Origin of the sequence: Bradyrhizobium sp. SZCCHNS3052, from assembly GCF_032484495.1 — a bacterium.
Lineage (GTDB): Bacteria > Pseudomonadota > Alphaproteobacteria > Rhizobiales > Xanthobacteraceae > Bradyrhizobium.
On the sequence record NZ_JAUETB010000004.1, the window covers coordinates 280,923 to 296,937 of the forward strand.

Sequence of the window (16,015 nt, forward strand, 5' to 3'; positions counted from 1 at the left end):
CGCCATCCCGGTGGCAAAGGCGATGCCCGGCGCGAGGGGGCCGGGTCGAGGCGATCAATCGCTCGCAAGCCGGTGCTCGGGTTCGGCACCGATGGCATGGGGGTCGCCGCCTCATCCGGACCAGCCTCAAACGCCCAATTCCGCTCGGTCAAGTTCGAGCGCAGTGGGGGGCGACGAACAGGTCCGGCGAAAGTACCGATTGGCGCAAGTCTGGGCGGCGCCGGCGAAGCCGGTCGGCGCGCCGAGCGCGGTGACGAGCGAGATACCGTCGAGCATGCGGTGGGGGCGGCCGTGGCCGCCACCCTCGGCGGCGCAGCGTGAGCAGAGGCAAATGCTGATTAGCGCGCAGATCTGTTCGCCAACCCCATTCGCCATTGCCTTCCTACATCGGCCGGACTTCAACCACCTCGGGCACGAAGTGCTTCAGCAGGTTCTGGATGCCGTGCTGCAGGGTCGCGGTCGATGACGGGCAGCCCGAGCAGGCGCCCTTCATGTTGAGATAGACGATGCCGTCCTTGAAGCCGCGGAAGGTGATGTCGCCGCCGTCATTGGCTACGGCCGGACGGACGCGGCTCTCGATCAGGTCCTTGATCATGCCGACCGTCTCGGTGTCGGCCTCGTCGTAGAACTCGTCGTCCTCGTCGGCGGATTCGTCATTGGCGGCGCTGCCGTCGGCGAGCAGCGGCGCGCCCGACATGTAGTGCTCCATGATCGCGCCGAGGATCGCCGGCTTGAGGTGCTGCCACTCACCGTCGCTCTTGGTGACGGTGATGAAATCGGCGCCGTAGAACACGCCGCTGACGCCGTCGACGGCGAACAGGCGCTCGGCCAGCGGGGAGCGTGCGGCGGCGTCGCGGCTGCCGAACTCCATCGTGCCCGCGGGCAACACGACGCGGCCCGGGATGAACTTCAAGGTGGCGGGATTGGGGGTGGCTTCGGTCTGGATGAACATGGTTTTCTCCGGCAGCGCCGGTTCAAGGCCGGCCTGTGGTGTCCTCATAGCAGATGGCGCGAACGCGCGCACGATCAAGGGGGCATGGCCGGCGTTTCCGATCTAAGCCTATGAAAGAGCGTCGAGATCGGCGTCACCGAGATCGCCCGGCACGATCACCAGCGGGATCGGGAAGGCACCGCTCGTCTTGGTGACATGGGTGACCAGCGGGCCGGGGCCCTCGGGGCCGGAATGGGCGGCGAGCACCAGCAGCGCGATGTCGCTGTCGTGCTCGATCGTCTCCAGGATCTGCGCCGTCGGCTCACCCTCGCGGATCACCCGTTCCGGCGCGGTCACGCCGATCGCCGACAGCAGCGCCGCGGCCTGGTCGAGCTCGGCATGCGCCTGCTCCTGCGCCTCGGCCCGCATCAGATCGGCGACCCCCAGCCATTGCTGGTTCTGGTCCTCCGTTTCGATGACGTGCAGCATGACGATACGGCCGCCGGAACGGACCGCCCAGCGGCCGGCATAGCGGACCGCGCGGTCCCACTCCTCGCTGTCGTCGACCACGACCAGGCATTTCGGCGCATGGCCGGTCTGGTAGCTCTGCCGCTGCGCCGCCATCGCGTTCCCGCCTGCTGCTGCGAGTCGATCCGGCCGCGATGCTGCCACAGCCCATCTCCGTTGGGGAGAGGGCTGCGGGTTCCATCGCGCCCGCAACGACAGCGGTGGTGCGGCTTCTAGTAGCGAGGATGTCGCTTCGCTCATCCTGGCTACGGCCGCAAGGCCGACTCCGGAGCGCGCGCCGTGCTGCTTAGGGCTTGCGGATGAAGCCGACGATGTCCTTGGCCGTCTTCATGGTCTCCGCGGCGATGGCCTGGGCGCGGTCGGCGCCGTCGACCAGCACGGACTCGACGTAGCCGGGATCGGCGGTCAGGCGCTTCATCTCCGCGGCGATCGGCCCGAGCTTGGTGACGCACAGCTCGACCAGCGCGTTCTTGAAGCTGGAGAACTGGCCGCCGCCGAAATCCCTGAGCACATCGGCCTTGCTGCGGTCCGACAGCGCCGCGTAGATGCCGACGAGGTTGTCGGCCTCGGGACGCGCGTCCAGCCCCTTTTCCTCGGTCGGCAGCGGCTCCGGATCGGTCTTGGCCTTGCGGACCTTCTGCGCGATCGTATCGGCATCGTCGGTCAGGTTGATGCGCGAATAGTCCGAGGCATCGGACTTCGACATCTTCTTGGTACCGTCGCGCAGCGACATCACGCGCGTCGCGGGACCGGTGATGAAGGGTTCCGGAAGCGGGAAGAACAGGCCGTCGCCGAAGCCGTGGCTGCGGATCGAGTCGCCGTAGTCATTGTTGAACTTCTGCGCGATGTCGCGGGAGAGCTCGAGATGCTGCTTCTGGTCCTCGCCGACCGGAACATGGGTGGCGCGGTACAGCAGGATGTCGGCGGCCATCAGCACCGGATAGTCGTACAGACCGACCGATGCGTTCTCACGGTCCTTGCCGGCCTTCTCCTTGAACTGCGTCATGCGGTTCAGCCAGCCGATGCGCGCAACGCAGTTGAAGATCCAGGCGAGCTCCGCGTGCCCTGAGACCTGGCTCTGGTTGAAAACGATGTGCTTCTTCGGATCGATGCCGGCGGCGATGAAGGCGGCGGTGACCTCGCGGGTGTTGCGCGCGAGTTCGGCGGGGCCGCCCCAGACATCGATCGGCATGGTGATCGCGTGCATGTCGACGACGCAATAGATGCAGTTGTGGGTCTGCTGCATCTTCACGAAGTTGACGATCGCGCCGAGATAGTTGCCGAGATGCAGGTTGCCGGTCGGCTGGACGCCCGAGAAAACCCGTTCCACGAAGGCCATGGTCACTGTTCCGGATGAATGGATTTGGGGTCGTTTGGCACGTGCGCCTCAAAGGTGCAAGTCGCCGGCGGGCTTTTGCCGGATCGCCCGGACGGTTTCGCGCCAGCTTACGGCGCCCAGGGACAACAGAAGCACGCCGTAGAGGATGATGGCGCCGCTGATCAGGGCGGCGAGCAGGGCGGCCGCGCCGAGATGGCTGCTGCTCCACGTGCCGGCGAAGCGTCCGGCGACGGTCCAGAGGACCGCGCCCATGACCATCGCAGCCAACGTGATGCGCGGCAGCCGGCGCCGCGAGGCAGGGGGAAGCGCGAAACCGAAGCGCGTGGCGCCACGCCGGATCAGGACCGCCGCATTGGCCCAGGCACCGAGCGCGAGCCCTGCCGCGATGCCACTTGCCGCAAACAATTGTGCGAGCAGGAACGCCAGCGCGATCGCGACACCGCATCCGATCAACGTCGCGCGCAGCGGCGTCCGCGTGTCCTCGCGCGCGAAGAAGGCGGGCTGCAGCGCCTTGGTCAGCACCTGCGCCGGCAACGCTGCCGCGAGCCAGGTCAGCACCTGCGCCGTCGCGGCGGCATCGTCCGAACTGAATGCGCCATGTTCGAACAGCAAACGAATGATCGGCTCGTTCAGGATCATGAGTCCGAGCGTCGCAGGCAGCGCGAGCCCGATCGTCAGCTCGAGGCCGCGCGATTGCACCTCCGCCAGAGCCTCCTCGTTGCCCTCGTGCAGCGCGCGCGTCAGCTCCGGCACCAGCACCGTGCCCATGGCAACGCCGACGAGCCCGAGCGGCAGCTCGATCAGGCGGTTGGCGAAATACAGCCACGACACCGCGGAAGGCGAGGTGGAGGCGATGACCGCGCCGCCGACCGCGAGCAATTGCGGGCCGGCGCTGGCGACCATGCCGGGCAGCGCCTTGGCGAAGAAGCCGCGCATTTCGCCATGGAAGGTGACGCGCACCGGCGAGGCGAGGGGGCCGTCGCGGCCTCGCCGCGCGAGCATCGCGAGCTGCAGCAGCCCGGCGACACCGATCGTGGCGGCGAGCAGCAGCGCGGCGCTTCCAGGGTCCGGATGTTGCATCAGCAGCACGATGGTCACGCTGATCAATGCCACGTTGAACAGCAGCGGGGCGAAGGCCGCGAGCGCAAAGCGTCGTTGCGCGCTGGACAGTGCGAGCAGCACCGTCGAGGGGCCGGCAAAGGCGAGATAGGGCAGCATCAGCCTGGCATCGTTGACGGCCAGGGTGAGCGTCTCTTCACCGGCGAAGCCCGGCGCGAGCACGGTCATCACGAACGGCATCAGCAGCGCCAGCACCAAGGTGGCGGCGAGCAGGCCGGCGCTGACGGTGCCGAGCACGCGGCCGGCAAAAGCTGCCGCATGTGTCCTACCAGACTGCTGGTATATTCGCAGCCAGGCCGGCACCAGGGCTGCATTGAGCGCGCCCTCCGTCAGCAATCGCCTGACGACGTTGACGAGCTGAAACGCCGCGAGAAATGCGTCCGCGACCGGACCGGCGCCGAGCAGCGCGGCCATCAGCGCATCCCGGACGAAGCCGAGCAGGCGCGAGGCCAGTGTTCCTGACAACACAGTCACGAATGAGCGGATCATCAGGCTTCTATAGCAGCGCCGCTTGTGATAGGCCGCAGCGTTTGCAAAACGCCGTAAACGGGGCCAGTGGATGACTGACGCGAAATACGATGTTCTCGGGATCGGCAACGCGATCTTCGACGTGCTGGTGCATGCCGATGAAGCCTTTCTCACCCGGCACGGCATGACCAAGGGCAGCATGGCGCTGATCGACGAGGCCCGCGCGGCCGCGATCTATGCCGATATGGGTCCGGCCACCGAGATGTCCGGCGGTTCGGGGGCCAACACCATCGCTGGCCTCGCCAGCCTGGGCGCGCGTGCCGCTTACGTGGGCAAGGTCAAGGACGACCAGATCGGCCGGATGTACCGGCATGATATCCGCGCCGCCGGCGTCACCTTCGATACCGTGCCCGCTGCCGACGGCCCGGCGACCGGCTGCTGTTACATCCTGGTGACGCCGGACGGCGAGCGCACCATGAACACCTATCTCGGCGCCGCGCAAAATCTCACCGCCGCGGACATCGATCCCGCGCAGATTGCGGCGGCGCGCATCATCTATCTCGAAGGTTATCTGTGGGACCCGAAGGACGCCAAGGATGCGTTCGTGAAGGCGGCGGCGATCGCGCATGACGCCGGACGCGAGGTCGCGCTGACCTTGTCGGATTCGTTCTGCGTCGATCGCTATCGCGAGGAGTTTCTCGACCTGATGCGCGGCGGCACCGTCGATCTCGTCTTCGCCAACGAGGCCGAGCTGCATTCGCTGTACCAGACCTCGGATTTCGACGGCGCGCTGAAGCAGCTGCGTGAGGACGCCACGCTCGGCATCGTCACCCGCAGCGAACAAGGCTGCGTCGTGGTGTCGAATGACGGCGTGATCTCGGTGCCGGCGCATCCGATCGAGAGCCTGGTCGATACCACCGGCGCGGGCGATCTGTTCGCCGCCGGCTTCCTGTTCGGGCTGGTGCGCAAGACCGGCTATGAGATGGCCGGCCGCCTCGGCGGCCTCGCCGCCGCCGAAGTGATCCAGCACATTGGTGCAAGGCCGCAGGTGTCGCTGAAGGAATTGGCGGCTCAGAACGGACTGAAGGTGTAGGTCGAAGCTGAGGTCACGCGTTCTTTTTCACCGGAGACACAACTCTCTCCACCGTCATGGCCGGGCTTGACCCGGCCATCCACGTTTTATCGAGCTGCGGGACCGAAGACGTGGATGCCCGGGCCAAGCCCGGGCATGATGCCAACTAACTCATTCCGAGCTCACTCCGGTCAGTTGGCAATCTGATCACGCCGCCTTCTGTCCGCCCGCGGCATCGAGCCCGGCATAGACCCCGCGTTCGAAGCCGGCAAAGGTCTCCAGGCACAGCCGGTCGGCGAACGGCAGGAGCTGCATCAGGATCACGCCGGTGACGTCGCGCGCAGGATCAATCCAGTAGTAGGTGTTGGCGAGGCCGGCCCAGGCGAGGCTGCCGGCACTGCGGCCCTCCGGGGTCTGCGCCGTCGTGATCATGAAGCTCAAGCCCCATTTCTTGACAATGTCGGGATAGAGATCGACGTCGTTGGTCACGCCGGGCACCGCCGCGGCCATCTTCGTCATCTCGAGCTCGCCGATATGGTTGTCGCGCATCGCCGCGACCGTCTCGGGCTTGAGCACCTGGTTGCCGTTGCCGCGGCCATTGTTGAGGATCATCCGGGTGAAGCGGATGTAGTCGCCGGCCGTGCCGTAGAGCCCGCCGCCGCCCATGTGGAATTCCGGCTCCTGCTCGAGCTCGAACGGGATCGGCGCCAGGCTGCCGTCCTCGCCGCGGGCATGCATGCCGACCAGACGCGCTCGCTGCGACGGGCCGAGCTTGAAGCCGGTATCGTCCATGCCGAGCGGTGCGAACAGATGGTCGCGCAAGTACGCGTCGAGCTTCTGGCCGCTGGCGGCCTCGACCGCCTTGCCGACGAAATCGATGTTGATGCCGTATTCCCAGCGCGTGCCGGGATCGGAGGCGAGCGGCAATTTGAGAGCGTCGTTCTTGCAGGTGATGATGCCGGGCGTTCCGGCCTTCTGCACATAGGTGGCCATATCGCCGTTCCACATGTCGTAGCAGAAGCCGGCGGTGTGGGTCATCAGATGGCGCAGCGTGATCGCGGTCTTCGCCGGCCGCAGGATCGGCTCGCCATTGGCGTCGAAACCGTCGAGCACCTTGGGCGCGGCGAGGTCCGGCAGCACCGTGCCGATCGGCGCATCCAGTGACAGCCGGCCCTGCTCGACCAGCTGCATCCCGGCCGCGCAGGTGATGGCCTTGGTCATCGAGGCGATCCAGAACACGCTGTCGGTGGTCATCGGGTCGTCGCGGCCGAGGTCGCGCTTGCCGAAGGCGCCTTCGTAGATGATGCCGTTGCTGTCAGCGGCGATAGCGACGACGCCGGGAATCTCTCCCGCCTCCGCCTTCTGCCGCAGCACGCCGTCGATGTCGGTCTTGTTCTGCATGGTCTCCTCCGTTCCGTTCTTGATGACGGTAGGCGATTGTTTCTCGGGCCGGCCTGGGCAGCAAGGACCGCCGGTCTTACGGCCGGTCGCGATCTCGTGATGATGCGGCGCGAACGAAGCAGGCGGGGGACAACAGCGCTGCGGAGGCCACAGCGCTTCAATTTCTCGCCAGAATCATGATTAGTTCCACTCAGTCGCGAGTCCGACACATGGGGGCCATGTTCCCACCACGGCCTTGCGACTGTTGTGAGTTGCAACCATTTTTGCATTAAAGGGTTCAAGAACCGGCTTTTTCGAGCCGATGGCATGGCTTTGGCGGCAATGTCCGCCGTTGGGGGCGATATGATTTCAACGTGGAGCGAGTGGAAGCGGTATCCCCGCCCGGGGCGCGGCGACAATATCGAGGCGCCGATCACGCCCGGCATCTACGAAGTGCGCATCGCGGCGACCGGGGCGCTGTATGCGTTCGGCGCGGTCGACAATGTGGCGCAGGCCCTGGCGCTGCTGCCCGTGGGGCAGAAATCATGGTTCGGCCGCCGTGATCCCGCCGCCTTGCCGGACCTGGAATACCGCACCTGCGCGACCTCGACCAAGGCCGACGCCAAGGCGGCGGCGGAGCGCATGATCGGCCGGCGCGAGACCTATATGAGCGGCGCGGCCTGATCCCGGGTCGGCTCGTCAGCATTCAGCATTTGGTGCCGTACAGGCACGGATCGCCGGATCGAATGTACCGTTGAGGAGGCGCACGCGCCGTGCGCTGCCACCGGGGCGTGGCTATATTCGGGGACGATCGCTCGCTTTCGAGGAGTAGCCCGATGACACCGCCCGCCGCCGCCCGTGCCTCCACTGCCGCCCCGAGCCTGCGTGACCGCCTGAAGGATCCGTCGCTGCTGCGCGAGCAGTGCTACATCGATGGTGCGTGGGTCGGTACGCCGGTGCTTCCGGTCAACAATCCGGCCACCGGCGCCGAGCTCGCCAAGGTCGCGCAGCTCGGTGCGGCGGAGACCACGCAAGCCGTCGAGGCCGCCGCGCGCGCGTTCCCGTCCTGGGCCCGGCTGACCGCCAAGCAGCGCTCCAATACCTTGCGCAAATGGTTCGAGCTGATCACGGCCAACCGCGAGGACCTCGCGCTGATCCTCACCTCCGAGCAGGGCAAGCCGCTGGCGGAGGCGCTCGGCGAGGTCGATATCGGCGCCGCCTATATCGAGTTCTTCGCCGAGGAGGCGCGTCGCGTCTATGGCGAGACCATCCCGACCCAGAAGCCGGATGCGCGCCTGCTGGCGCTGAAGCAGCCGATCGGCGTCTGCGGCGCCATCACGCCATGGAATTTCCCGAACTCGATGATCACCCGCAAGGTGTCGCCTGCGCTCGCCGCCGGCTGCACCGTGGTGCTGAAGCCGGCCAACGAGACGCCGCTGTCGGCGCTGGCGCTCGCCGTGCTGGCCGAACGCGCCGGGATTCCGGCGGGCGCGCTCAACATCGTCACCGGCGACGCGCCGCCGATCGGCAAAGTGCTGTGCGAGCATCCGTCGGTGCGCTTCATAGGCTTCACCGGCTCGACCGAGGTCGGCAAGATTCTCTATCGCCAGTCGGCCGGCACGGTGAAGAAGCTCGGGCTCGAGCTCGGCGGCAACGCGCCGTTCGTGGTGTTCGACGATGCCGATGTCGATGCGGCTGTCGAAGGCGCCATGGTCTCGAAATATCGCAACATGGGCCAGACCTGCGTCTGCGCCAATCGCCTCTATGCGCAGGACGGCATCTACGACGCCTTCGTCGCGAAGCTCGCCGCCAAGGTCGCGGCGATGAAGATCGGCGAGGGCACCGAGGCCGGCGTGACCCAGGGGCCGCTGATCAACGAAGAGGCGGTTGAGAAGGTCGAACGCCACATCGCCGACGCGGTCAAAGGCGGGGCGAAGGTCGTCACCGGCGGCAAGCGCCATGCGCTCGGCCGCACCTTCTTCGAGCCGACCGTACTTCGGGACGTCAAGGCCGACGCGCTGGTCGCGCATGAGGAGACGTTCGGCCCGCTCGCGCCCGTCATTCGCTTCAAGGACGAGGCCGATGTCATCGCGATGTGCAACGCCTCGCCGTTCGGCCTCGCGTCCTACTTCTATGCCCGCGATCTCGGCCGGGTCTGGCGCGTCGCGGAGGCGCTGGAATCAGGCATGGTCGGCGTCAACACCGGTCTGATCACCACCGAGGTCGCGCCGTTCGGCGGCGTGAAGGAGAGCGGCCTCGGGCGCGAAGGCTCGCATCACGGCATCGAGGAATACCTCGAGATCAAATACGTGATGATGGCGGGCGTCTGAGCTCTGGACGCCTGGGCTCAGGCCGAGCTCAAGCAGTCTTGGGCAGCTTGTCCACTGGCACAAGATAGGACTTGTTGCCGACCTGGAAGATGACCTTGCCGCTCTTGCCGTCGGTCGTCGAGATCTGCGACTGACCGAACATGATGACGTTGTTGTAGACGATCCCCGTGCCCTGGCGCGTGACGCCGTTGGTCGTGACGCTGACCTGGGCCTCCTTGCCGCTGACGGACAGCACGCGAAAGCTCGCGCTCTGGCCGTTTTCGCCGGAGTAGCCGGCCCAGCTGCCGACCAGATTGCTCTCGTCGGCGGGAGGCGCCTGTTTCTCCAGCATCGCGGTGGCCTTGCCGCCGCCGGCCGAAAACAGCAGCACGGCGTTCTTGCCGTTCTTGGTGCCGAGCGTGACCGAGCCGAAGTCGATGGTCGAGCCGTTGACCTGGCCGATGCCGCGTTCGGTGCGGCCGTTATGGGTGTATTCCACCGTCGCGGCGGCGCCTCTGATGTTGACGACCTTGAAGCTCACGGCCTGGCCGTTGGCCGTCCAACTGCCCTTCCACTCGCCCAGCAGGTTGCTCTGGCGATAGACCCGCTCGTTGGCGGGCGAGATCTGGTTGGTGCTTTGGATGGCGACCATGTGTGCTTCCAAGGAGCTCGACTGCTCGTTTACCCCGTATGTCGGATCGTTGCAGAGTGTTGCTAACGAGGCGTAGGTCGAGAGGGTTAACGAACGGTGAACTGCGGCTACGAGCCGCCCGTTCCGCAGTGCGGCCCATCGTCTCAGCGTCTTCTGCGGCGATGGACATCACCACCGGATGAATGCGACGGCGCGAATCGCCACCGGGCTGCACGGGCGTAAGCGAGCCGCTTGCCCAGACGCGCCGGATCGTCGACCATGACGCGGCGAACCACGACCTCTCAATGTGCGAGCTCACCATGACCGCAGCCTTCACGCGCGTCGGTGTCGGCCAGCTTCCGGACGCGGATGCGCGCCGCCTCGATGCGGACGGTTATCTGCTGCTGCGCGGCGCGATTCCGGCGGACTGGCTCCCGCCGCTGCGCGATGCGTTCGAGGCGGGCACGCTGCCATCCGAGCAATGGCCGGTGCCGCGCGGCCGCGACTGGCGCCACGCGATGGTCGATCTCGATGCCACGGTGCAGCGCGCCTGCCGGCTGCCGGTGATGCTCGCGGCCGTGTCTCACATTCTCAAGGCGCCGTTCTTCCTCGGCCAAGTCGAGGGCCGCGAGCCGCTCGCCGATGGCGGCCAGCAGCCGTTGCATCGCGACGGCGTCGACCGGTTCCGTACCGACGCCGTCTCGGCGCTCGCCTTTCTCGATCCGTTCGGCCCCGACAACGGCGCGACGCGGGTGGCGCCGGGCACGCATCGCCGCGACACGGATGATGCGCAGGCTGCCCCGTTGGTCACGACAGGCGAAGCCGGCGACATCCTGCTGTTCGACGTCAACCTGCTGCACGGCGCGACCCGCAACCGCAGCGGCGCCCGCCGCCGCTCGCTGCTGATCACCTACGCCACCTCGGTGCAGCTCGACGCGTGGCGACGGACCCGCGCCTTGCGTGCGGTGCGCATGGACCAGGACGAAATCTTCGGCGCGGAGTAGCCGCGCCATCCGCGCAGCTTTCAACCTTCCAGCCCAAATCCTGCAGAGGAGGACGCTCATGAGGCTGTACGATTCCGCGACGGCACCAAGCCCGCGCCGCGTACGTATCTTCCTTGCGGAGAAGGGCCTCACGATTCCCACCGTTCAGCTCGACCTGCGCGCCGGCGAGCAGTTCCGGCCGGAATTTCGCGCGCTGAACCCGCAATGCACGGTGCCGGTCCTGCAGCTCGACAGCGGCGCTGCGATCACCGACATCATCGCGATCTGCCGCTACCTCGAGGAGCTGCATCCTGAGCCGGCCCTGATGGGGCGCAGTGCGGAGGAACGCGCGCTGATCGAATGCTGGATGCGGCGGATCGAATGGGATGGCATCTACGCCATCCAGGAAGCGTTCCGGAACAGTGCGCCAGGGTTGGAGAGCCGCGCTCTGCCCGGCCCGTTGCCGCTCGAGCAGATTCCGGCGCTTGCCGAGCGGGGGCGTCTCCGCGCCGCGCACTACTTCGCGTGGCTCGATGCGCGGCTGGCCGATCATGCCTTCGTCGGCGGACCCGACTTCACCATTGCCGACATCAGCGCCATGGTGACGGTGGATTTCGCGGTCCGCGCCAAGCTCGATCCACCGGATCACCTCCACCATCTCGCGCGGTGGTATGGTGTAGTTTCGAGCCGTCCCAGTGCGAAGGCTTGATATGATGAGCCTCGGTCGTCACTCCGTCCTGCTCGACCTCGACGGCACTCTCATCGACTCCCAGCCCGGCATCGCCGCGAGCGCCCTAGTGGCGTTGCGCGCGCTCGGGCATGCACCGGACGACACGCTCGATATCCGCAGTGTCATCGGGCCGCCGCTGCAGGACATGTTGCGGGCGCTGCTGCAGGCGTATGACGACGATCGGGTCGACGAAGCGGTGACCGCCTATCGCCAGCATTACGGCGAGAGCGGACTGTTCGGCAGTGAACTCTATGCCGGCATCCGGGACGCGCTGCACGAGATGCATGGCGCGGGGGTGCGGCTCTATCTCGCGACATCCAAACGGGAGGTGTTTGCGCGCCGCATCCTCGAGCATCTCGATCTCGCGTCGCTGTTCGACGCCATCCACGGCTCGGTGCCGTCAGGTCTGCTGGACCACAAGCCGGAGCTGCTCGCGCATATTCTCACCGAGCGGAATATCGCACCCTCCGACGCGATCATGGTTGGTGACCGCCGCCACGACATTGCCGGCGCCCACGCGGTCAGGATGCGCAGCCTCGGCGTGCTCTGGGGCTATGGCAGCCGCGACGAGCTCGAGATGGCCGGCGCCGACCGCCTCGTGGAATGTCCGGCCGATCTCGCGCGCGCCGTGCTGTCGATGCTGAAGGTCTAGCTCGATCACAACCTCCTGTGTTCGCGACACCCCGATCGGTTCGCGCGTCAACCTTGCACCGGAACCGGAAAGCCGCGAATATTCGCGGCAGGTCAGTTGTCATCACGGGACTATCACACACATGCAGTTCGACGACGTCATCCTCGGCCGCCGCAGCATCCGCGGCTACAAGCCCGATCCGGTGCCGCGGGCGCTGATCGAGGAGATCATCGGGCTTGCGATGCGCGCGCCGTCGTCGATGAACAGCCAGCCCTGGAATTTCTACGTCATCACCGGCGAGCCGCTGAACCGCATCCGCGCCGGCAATACCGAGCGGATGGTCGCCGGCGTCCCGCAGTCGCGTGAATTCCGTATCGGCCAGCCCTTCGCGGGCGCGCATCGCGAGCGCCAGGTGCAGGTCGCCAAGCAGTTGTTCTCCGCCATGGGCATCGCGCGCGACGACAAGGACAAGCGACAGGACTGGGTGCTGCGCGGCTTCCGCCAGTTCGACGCACCGGTCTGCATCATCGTGACCTATGATCGTGCGCTTGATGGCAGCGACGACACGCCGTTCGACTGCGGCGCCGTCACCAATGCGCTGGTCAACGCCGCCTGGTCGCGCGGCCTCGGCGCCGTCATCAACAGCCAGGGCATCATGCAATCGCCCGTGGTCCGCGAGCACGCCGGCATCGCCGACGACCAGGTCATCATGAAGAGCATCGCGCTGGGCTGGCCCGATCACGATTTCCCCGCCAATGCCGTGGTGTCGGAGCGGAAGCCGGTGAAGGAAGCGACGGTGTTCGTGGGGTTCGAGGACTAGACGGGCATCTCGGGGACCGCAGGGAACGACAGACGTCGTGGCTTCGATAGCTCGAAAAATCACAGATGCCTTATTGGATCAGACGGATACTTCTCAAGTCTGGAGAGCTCGTTACCGAGAAGGAGCTCCGTCGCGATGAAAATTATTGCGAAGGTATCTCGCCGGTCGTCGGAGAGGTTCTGACCGTGCACTGTCGCGGGCGGACATTCCGCGCGGAAGTCGTCTGGGGAAACTGGCCCGGACGAGGTCATTCGGCCGATATGGTCGTGCCGCTCCGCGTCAAAGAGATCTAGCAGAAGAAACTCCGGCCAAAAAACGAGCCTGGTCAGGGCGTCATTCGGCGCTGCCGATCGGGGCGAGGAGCACACGTTTTGCGTCAGCTATCGAAAAATTTGACGTCGAATTCCTCTTGCATGATTTTGTTGTTGCTATTTTTCCGAAGTCGTGTTCTTGTCCGCGCATCCCGTCCTCATGCAGAGGGGCGTACGCGTCGTCACGATACGTAGAGGCGGGGAGCGGTGGCCGCGTGCCTGTCAGGCGCTCTTGCGCTGACGAACGGCAGCGCGCGGACGGTCAAGCCGTGTGGTCCTGGCGCCCCGATGCTGGCGCCAATCTCGCGATGACGTTCGTGCGTCGTGGCGGGCGACGGGGGCAAACAAGCCGGTCCCCGGGGAGAGTACGGAGCAGCCGTTAAACCCATCGCGCAGGGAGGGCCGGGATGTCTCGGCTGAACCTGTGGTGACCGCCGCGTGCATTTTCTTTCGCACGCGGGCCATGGGGGCGGCCAGCTCCCGGCCTTCCCTGCGCCCTCGCATTTTCAGAGGGCGAGATCGATCAGCATAGCTCGGGCAAGCATGGCCGCGAGATCGACGCAGCGCGTCTCGTTAGCAACTCTCCGATGATCAACGATGCCTTGGCTGATGTGAGCACGCGCCTCGCAGAACGATCAGTTCTCACCTCGTCCCGCTTGCGGGGAGAGGTCGGATTGCATCGAAGATGCAATCCGGGTGACGGGGGCTCTCCGCGAGTCTGGTGTGCATGGAGAGCCCCCCTCACCCCAGCCCTCTCCCCGCAAGCGGGGCGGGGGAGCGCACCGCCGATACGGTACCAGTTCGACTCCCACTCCGAAGAAAATACTGCCTTCGGCTCCGTCATCGCGGCGAGAGACGTGCAGTGCTCAGATCTTCAGCTCGCTGCCCGTCACCCGCCGGAACGCCTCCAGATAGCGCTGGCTGGTCGCATCCACCACGCTCTGCGGCAAGGGCGGCGGGGGGGCGTCGCCGTTCCAGCGGCCGGCACGGCGCTCGGCATCGAGATAGTCGCGCAGCGGCTGCTTATCGAAGCTCGGCTGCGGCTGGCCCGGCTGATAGGCATCGACGGCCCAGAAGCGCGACGAGTCGGGCGTCATCACCTCGTCGATCAGGATGATGTGACCGTCCTTGTCGCGGCCGAACTCGAACTTGGTGTCGGCGATGATGATGCCCTGCTCGCGCGCCAGCTTTTCACCCAGCGTGTAGACCGCGCGCGTCATGCTCTCCAGCGTATACGCGGTGTCGTCGCCGACCACCTCGCGCATTCGCGCAATGGTGATGTTCTCGTCATGGCCGGTCTCGGCCTTGGTCGCGGGGCTGAAGATCGCGGGGTCGAGCTTCTGGCTCTCGACGAGGCCGGCGGGAAGCTGCTCGCCGGCCAGCGTGCCATGGGCCGCATATTCCTTCCAGGCCGAGCCGGAGAGATAGCCGCGGATCACGCATTCGATCGGGAACACGGTGGTGCGCTTGCACAGCATCGCGCGCCCGAGAATCTCGTCGCGATGCGGCGCCAGCGCTGGCACCTCCGCGATGATCGTGTCGGTGTCGGCCGAGATCATGTGGTGATGCACCACGCCTTCGAGCGCGTTGAACCAGTAGGCCGAGATCTGCGTCAGCACCGCGCCCTTCATCGGGATGGTTTCGTTCATCACGACGTCGAAGGCCGAGATCCGGTCGGTGGTCAGCAGCAGCACGCGGTCGTCGCCGACGGCATAGATGTCGCGGACCTTGCCGCGGCCGATCTTCGGGAGCGGCAGATTGCTGGCGAGAAGCGTGGTCATCGTGCAGAGCCTTCGAAACGGGAGCGTTGCGACCGCAATAGCCTATTCCGGCAGCGGAATGAACTCGTGCTCCTGCGGAACGGCGGCGAAGCGGCCGGTTTTCCAGTCCTGCTTGGCCTGCTCGATGCGCTCCTTGCTGGAGGAGACGAAATTCCACCACACGTGCCGCGGCCCTTCCAGGGCGTCGCCGCCAAGGAACATCATCCGGGTCGGCTTCACCGTGCGCACGCTGATGGCGTCGCCCGGGCGGAAGATCAGGAGCCGCGGGCCCTCGTGGCGCTCGCGCGCGATCTCGACCTCGCCATCGACGATGTAGATGGCGCGCTCCTCGTGATCGGGATCGAGCGGCACCACCGTGCCGGCCTGCGCCGCGACCTCGACATAGAACCAGGGCGAGACCATCGTGACCGGCGAGGCCGCGCCGAACGCCTTGCCGGCAATGACGCGCGCGGAGAAGCCGGTGTCGCTGACCGTCGGCAGCGCGTCCGCCGCGTAGTGCTGGAAGCTCGGCGCGATCTCTTCCGATTCGACCGGCAGCGCGATCCAGCTCTGCAGGCCCAGCATCTTCTGCCCGTTCTGCCGCTGCAGGTCGGGCGTGCGCTCGGAATGGGCGATGCCGCGGCCCGCCGTCATCAGGTTCATCGCGCCGGGCTGGATCTCCCGCACGTTGCCCTCGCTGTCGCGATGCATGATGGCGCCGTCGAACAGATAGGTGACGGTGGCAAGCCCGATATGCGGATGCGGCCGCACGTCCATGCCCTTGCCGGACATGAACTGCACCGGGCCGAAATGATCGAAGAAGATGAACGGGCCGACCATCTGGCGTCGGCCGTGCGGCAGCGCGCGGCGCACCGCAAAACCGTCGCCGAGATCGCGGGTGCGCGGCACGATGACGTGCTCCAGCGCATCGCACGAGGTGGGATCGCCGAACTCGGGATCGATCGATGGCTGCCAGCTCATGGGGCGCTCCTGCAATGTGGTC

The 16,015-nt window shown here is 66.4% G+C and carries 15 protein-coding genes; 7 read left to right on the forward strand and 8 right to left on the reverse strand.

From position 1 onward, the window contains the following. Positions 1 to 382 precede the first annotated feature (382 nt). From QX073_RS16250 to murJ, 4 genes are all read right to left on the reverse strand, one after another. Positions 383 to 952 (reverse strand): NifU family protein, encoded by a 570-nt coding sequence (locus QX073_RS16250; protein WP_315716940.1) that lies wholly within the window; start codon positions 950 to 952, stop codon positions 383 to 385. Positions 953 to 1,060: 108 nt separating this feature from the next. After that, a complete protein-coding gene (locus QX073_RS16255; protein WP_315716941.1) occupies positions 1,061 to 1,555 on the reverse strand; it encodes a universal stress protein in 495 nt (164 codons plus the stop codon). A gap of 190 nt (positions 1,556 to 1,745) precedes the next feature. Beyond that, positions 1,746 to 2,798, reverse strand: a complete 1,053-nt coding sequence (gene trpS / locus QX073_RS16260; RefSeq protein ID WP_315716942.1) for a tryptophan--tRNA ligase — start codon at positions 2,796 to 2,798, stop codon at positions 1,746 to 1,748. 48 nt (positions 2,799 to 2,846) lie between these two features. Next, a complete protein-coding gene (gene murJ / locus QX073_RS16265; protein ID WP_315716943.1) occupies positions 2,847 to 4,406 on the reverse strand; it encodes a murein biosynthesis integral membrane protein MurJ in 1,560 nt (519 codons plus the stop codon). A gap of 70 nt (positions 4,407 to 4,476) precedes the next feature. Here murJ and QX073_RS16270 point away from each other — a divergent pair, with 70 nt between their 5' ends. Then, positions 4,477 to 5,478, forward strand: coding sequence for an adenosine kinase (locus QX073_RS16270; protein ID WP_315751792.1), 1,002 nt, complete (start codon positions 4,477 to 4,479; stop codon positions 5,476 to 5,478). A gap of 186 nt (positions 5,479 to 5,664) precedes the next feature. Here the strand turns inward: QX073_RS16270 and QX073_RS16275 are convergent, their stop codons facing one another. Next, positions 5,665 to 6,858 (reverse strand): serine hydrolase domain-containing protein, encoded by a 1,194-nt coding sequence (locus QX073_RS16275; protein ID WP_315716945.1) that lies wholly within the window; start codon positions 6,856 to 6,858, stop codon positions 5,665 to 5,667. Positions 6,859 to 7,200: 342 nt separating this feature from the next. Here QX073_RS16275 and QX073_RS16280 point away from each other — a divergent pair, with 342 nt between their 5' ends. Together QX073_RS16280 and QX073_RS16285 are read left to right on the forward strand one after the other, a co-directional pair. Next, positions 7,201 to 7,521: a hypothetical protein gene (locus QX073_RS16280; protein ID WP_011942561.1), complete on the forward strand. Its 321-nt coding sequence runs from the start codon at positions 7,201 to 7,203 to the stop codon at positions 7,519 to 7,521. A gap of 152 nt (positions 7,522 to 7,673) precedes the next feature. After that, entirely contained in the window at positions 7,674 to 9,167 is a 1,494-nt protein-coding gene (locus QX073_RS16285; protein WP_315825644.1) for an NAD-dependent succinate-semialdehyde dehydrogenase, read from the forward strand. Positions 9,168 to 9,195: 28 nt separating this feature from the next. Here QX073_RS16285 and QX073_RS16290 read toward each other — a convergent pair whose 3' ends face one another. Continuing rightward, positions 9,196 to 9,798 carry a hypothetical protein gene (locus tag QX073_RS16290; protein ID WP_315825643.1) on the reverse strand — a complete coding sequence of 201 codons (603 nt, stop codon included), beginning with the start codon at positions 9,796 to 9,798 and terminating at the stop codon, positions 9,196 to 9,198. Between the two features lie 299 nt (positions 9,799 to 10,097). Between QX073_RS16290 and QX073_RS16295 the strand changes: the two genes are divergently transcribed. The 4 genes from QX073_RS16295 (at position 10,098) to QX073_RS16310 (ending at position 12,941) form a co-directional block, all read left to right on the forward strand. Beyond that, positions 10,098 to 10,781, forward strand: a complete 684-nt coding sequence (locus QX073_RS16295) for a phytanoyl-CoA dioxygenase family protein (RefSeq protein WP_315825642.1) — start codon at positions 10,098 to 10,100, stop codon at positions 10,779 to 10,781. Positions 10,782 to 10,839: 58 nt separating this feature from the next. Then, positions 10,840 to 11,469 (forward strand): glutathione S-transferase, encoded by a 630-nt coding sequence (locus QX073_RS16300; protein WP_316170046.1) that lies wholly within the window; start codon positions 10,840 to 10,842, stop codon positions 11,467 to 11,469. 4 nt (positions 11,470 to 11,473) lie between these two features. Then, positions 11,474 to 12,142 carry an HAD hydrolase-like protein gene (locus QX073_RS16305; protein ID WP_316226025.1) on the forward strand — a complete coding sequence of 223 codons (669 nt, stop codon included), beginning with the start codon at positions 11,474 to 11,476 and terminating at the stop codon, positions 12,140 to 12,142. Between the two features lie 121 nt (positions 12,143 to 12,263). Continuing rightward, complete coding sequence (locus QX073_RS16310; protein WP_315751798.1) at positions 12,264 to 12,941, forward strand: nitroreductase; 678 nt, start codon at positions 12,264 to 12,266, stop codon at positions 12,939 to 12,941. 1,177 nt (positions 12,942 to 14,118) lie between these two features. Here QX073_RS16310 and QX073_RS16315 read toward each other — a convergent pair. Both QX073_RS16315 and QX073_RS16320 read right to left on the reverse strand, forming a co-directional pair. Beyond that, on the reverse strand, positions 14,119 to 15,033 hold the full coding sequence (locus tag QX073_RS16315) for a phosphoribosylaminoimidazolesuccinocarboxamide synthase (protein ID WP_315715007.1): 915 nt from the start codon (positions 15,031 to 15,033) through the stop codon (positions 14,119 to 14,121). A 42-nt stretch (positions 15,034 to 15,075) separates the two neighbouring features. Then, positions 15,076 to 15,993: a pirin family protein gene (locus QX073_RS16320; protein ID WP_316226026.1), complete on the reverse strand. Its 918-nt coding sequence runs from the start codon at positions 15,991 to 15,993 to the stop codon at positions 15,076 to 15,078. Between the last annotated feature and the right edge of the window lie 22 nt (positions 15,994 to 16,015).

What these genes read in the sequence shown, in the direction of transcription:
- QX073_RS16305 (WP_316226025.1), top strand. Translation starts at nt 11,474, where the DNA reads ATGAGCCTCGGTCGTCACTCCGTCCTGCTCGACCTCGACGGCACTCTC.
- murJ (WP_315716943.1), bottom strand. Translation starts at nt 4,406, where the DNA reads ATGATCCGCTCATTCGTGACTGTGTTGTCAGGAACACTGGCCTCGCGC.
- QX073_RS16315 (WP_315715007.1), bottom strand. Translation starts at nt 15,033, where the DNA reads ATGACCACGCTTCTCGCCAGCAATCTGCCGCTCCCGAAGATCGGCCGC.
- QX073_RS16255 (WP_315716941.1), bottom strand. Translation starts at nt 1,555, where the DNA reads ATGGCGGCGCAGCGGCAGAGCTACCAGACCGGCCATGCGCCGAAATGC.
- QX073_RS16300 (WP_316170046.1), top strand. Translation starts at nt 10,840, where the DNA reads ATGAGGCTGTACGATTCCGCGACGGCACCAAGCCCGCGCCGCGTACGT.
- QX073_RS16275 (WP_315716945.1), bottom strand. Translation starts at nt 6,858, where the DNA reads ATGCAGAACAAGACCGACATCGACGGCGTGCTGCGGCAGAAGGCGGAG.
- QX073_RS16295 (WP_315825642.1), top strand. Translation starts at nt 10,098, where the DNA reads ATGACCGCAGCCTTCACGCGCGTCGGTGTCGGCCAGCTTCCGGACGCG.
- QX073_RS16250 (WP_315716940.1), bottom strand. Translation starts at nt 952, where the DNA reads ATGTTCATCCAGACCGAAGCCACCCCCAATCCCGCCACCTTGAAGTTC.
- QX073_RS16290 (WP_315825643.1), bottom strand. Translation starts at nt 9,798, where the DNA reads ATGGTCGCCATCCAAAGCACCAACCAGATCTCGCCCGCCAACGAGCGG.
- QX073_RS16285 (WP_315825644.1), top strand. Translation starts at nt 7,674, where the DNA reads ATGACACCGCCCGCCGCCGCCCGTGCCTCCACTGCCGCCCCGAGCCTG.
- QX073_RS16320 (WP_316226026.1), bottom strand. Translation starts at nt 15,993, where the DNA reads ATGAGCTGGCAGCCATCGATCGATCCCGAGTTCGGCGATCCCACCTCG.
- QX073_RS16280 (WP_011942561.1), top strand. Translation starts at nt 7,201, where the DNA reads ATGATTTCAACGTGGAGCGAGTGGAAGCGGTATCCCCGCCCGGGGCGC.
- trpS (WP_315716942.1), bottom strand. Translation starts at nt 2,798, where the DNA reads ATGGCCTTCGTGGAACGGGTTTTCTCGGGCGTCCAGCCGACCGGCAAC.
- QX073_RS16310 (WP_315751798.1), top strand. Translation starts at nt 12,264, where the DNA reads ATGCAGTTCGACGACGTCATCCTCGGCCGCCGCAGCATCCGCGGCTAC.
- QX073_RS16270 (WP_315751792.1), top strand. Translation starts at nt 4,477, where the DNA reads ATGACTGACGCGAAATACGATGTTCTCGGGATCGGCAACGCGATCTTC.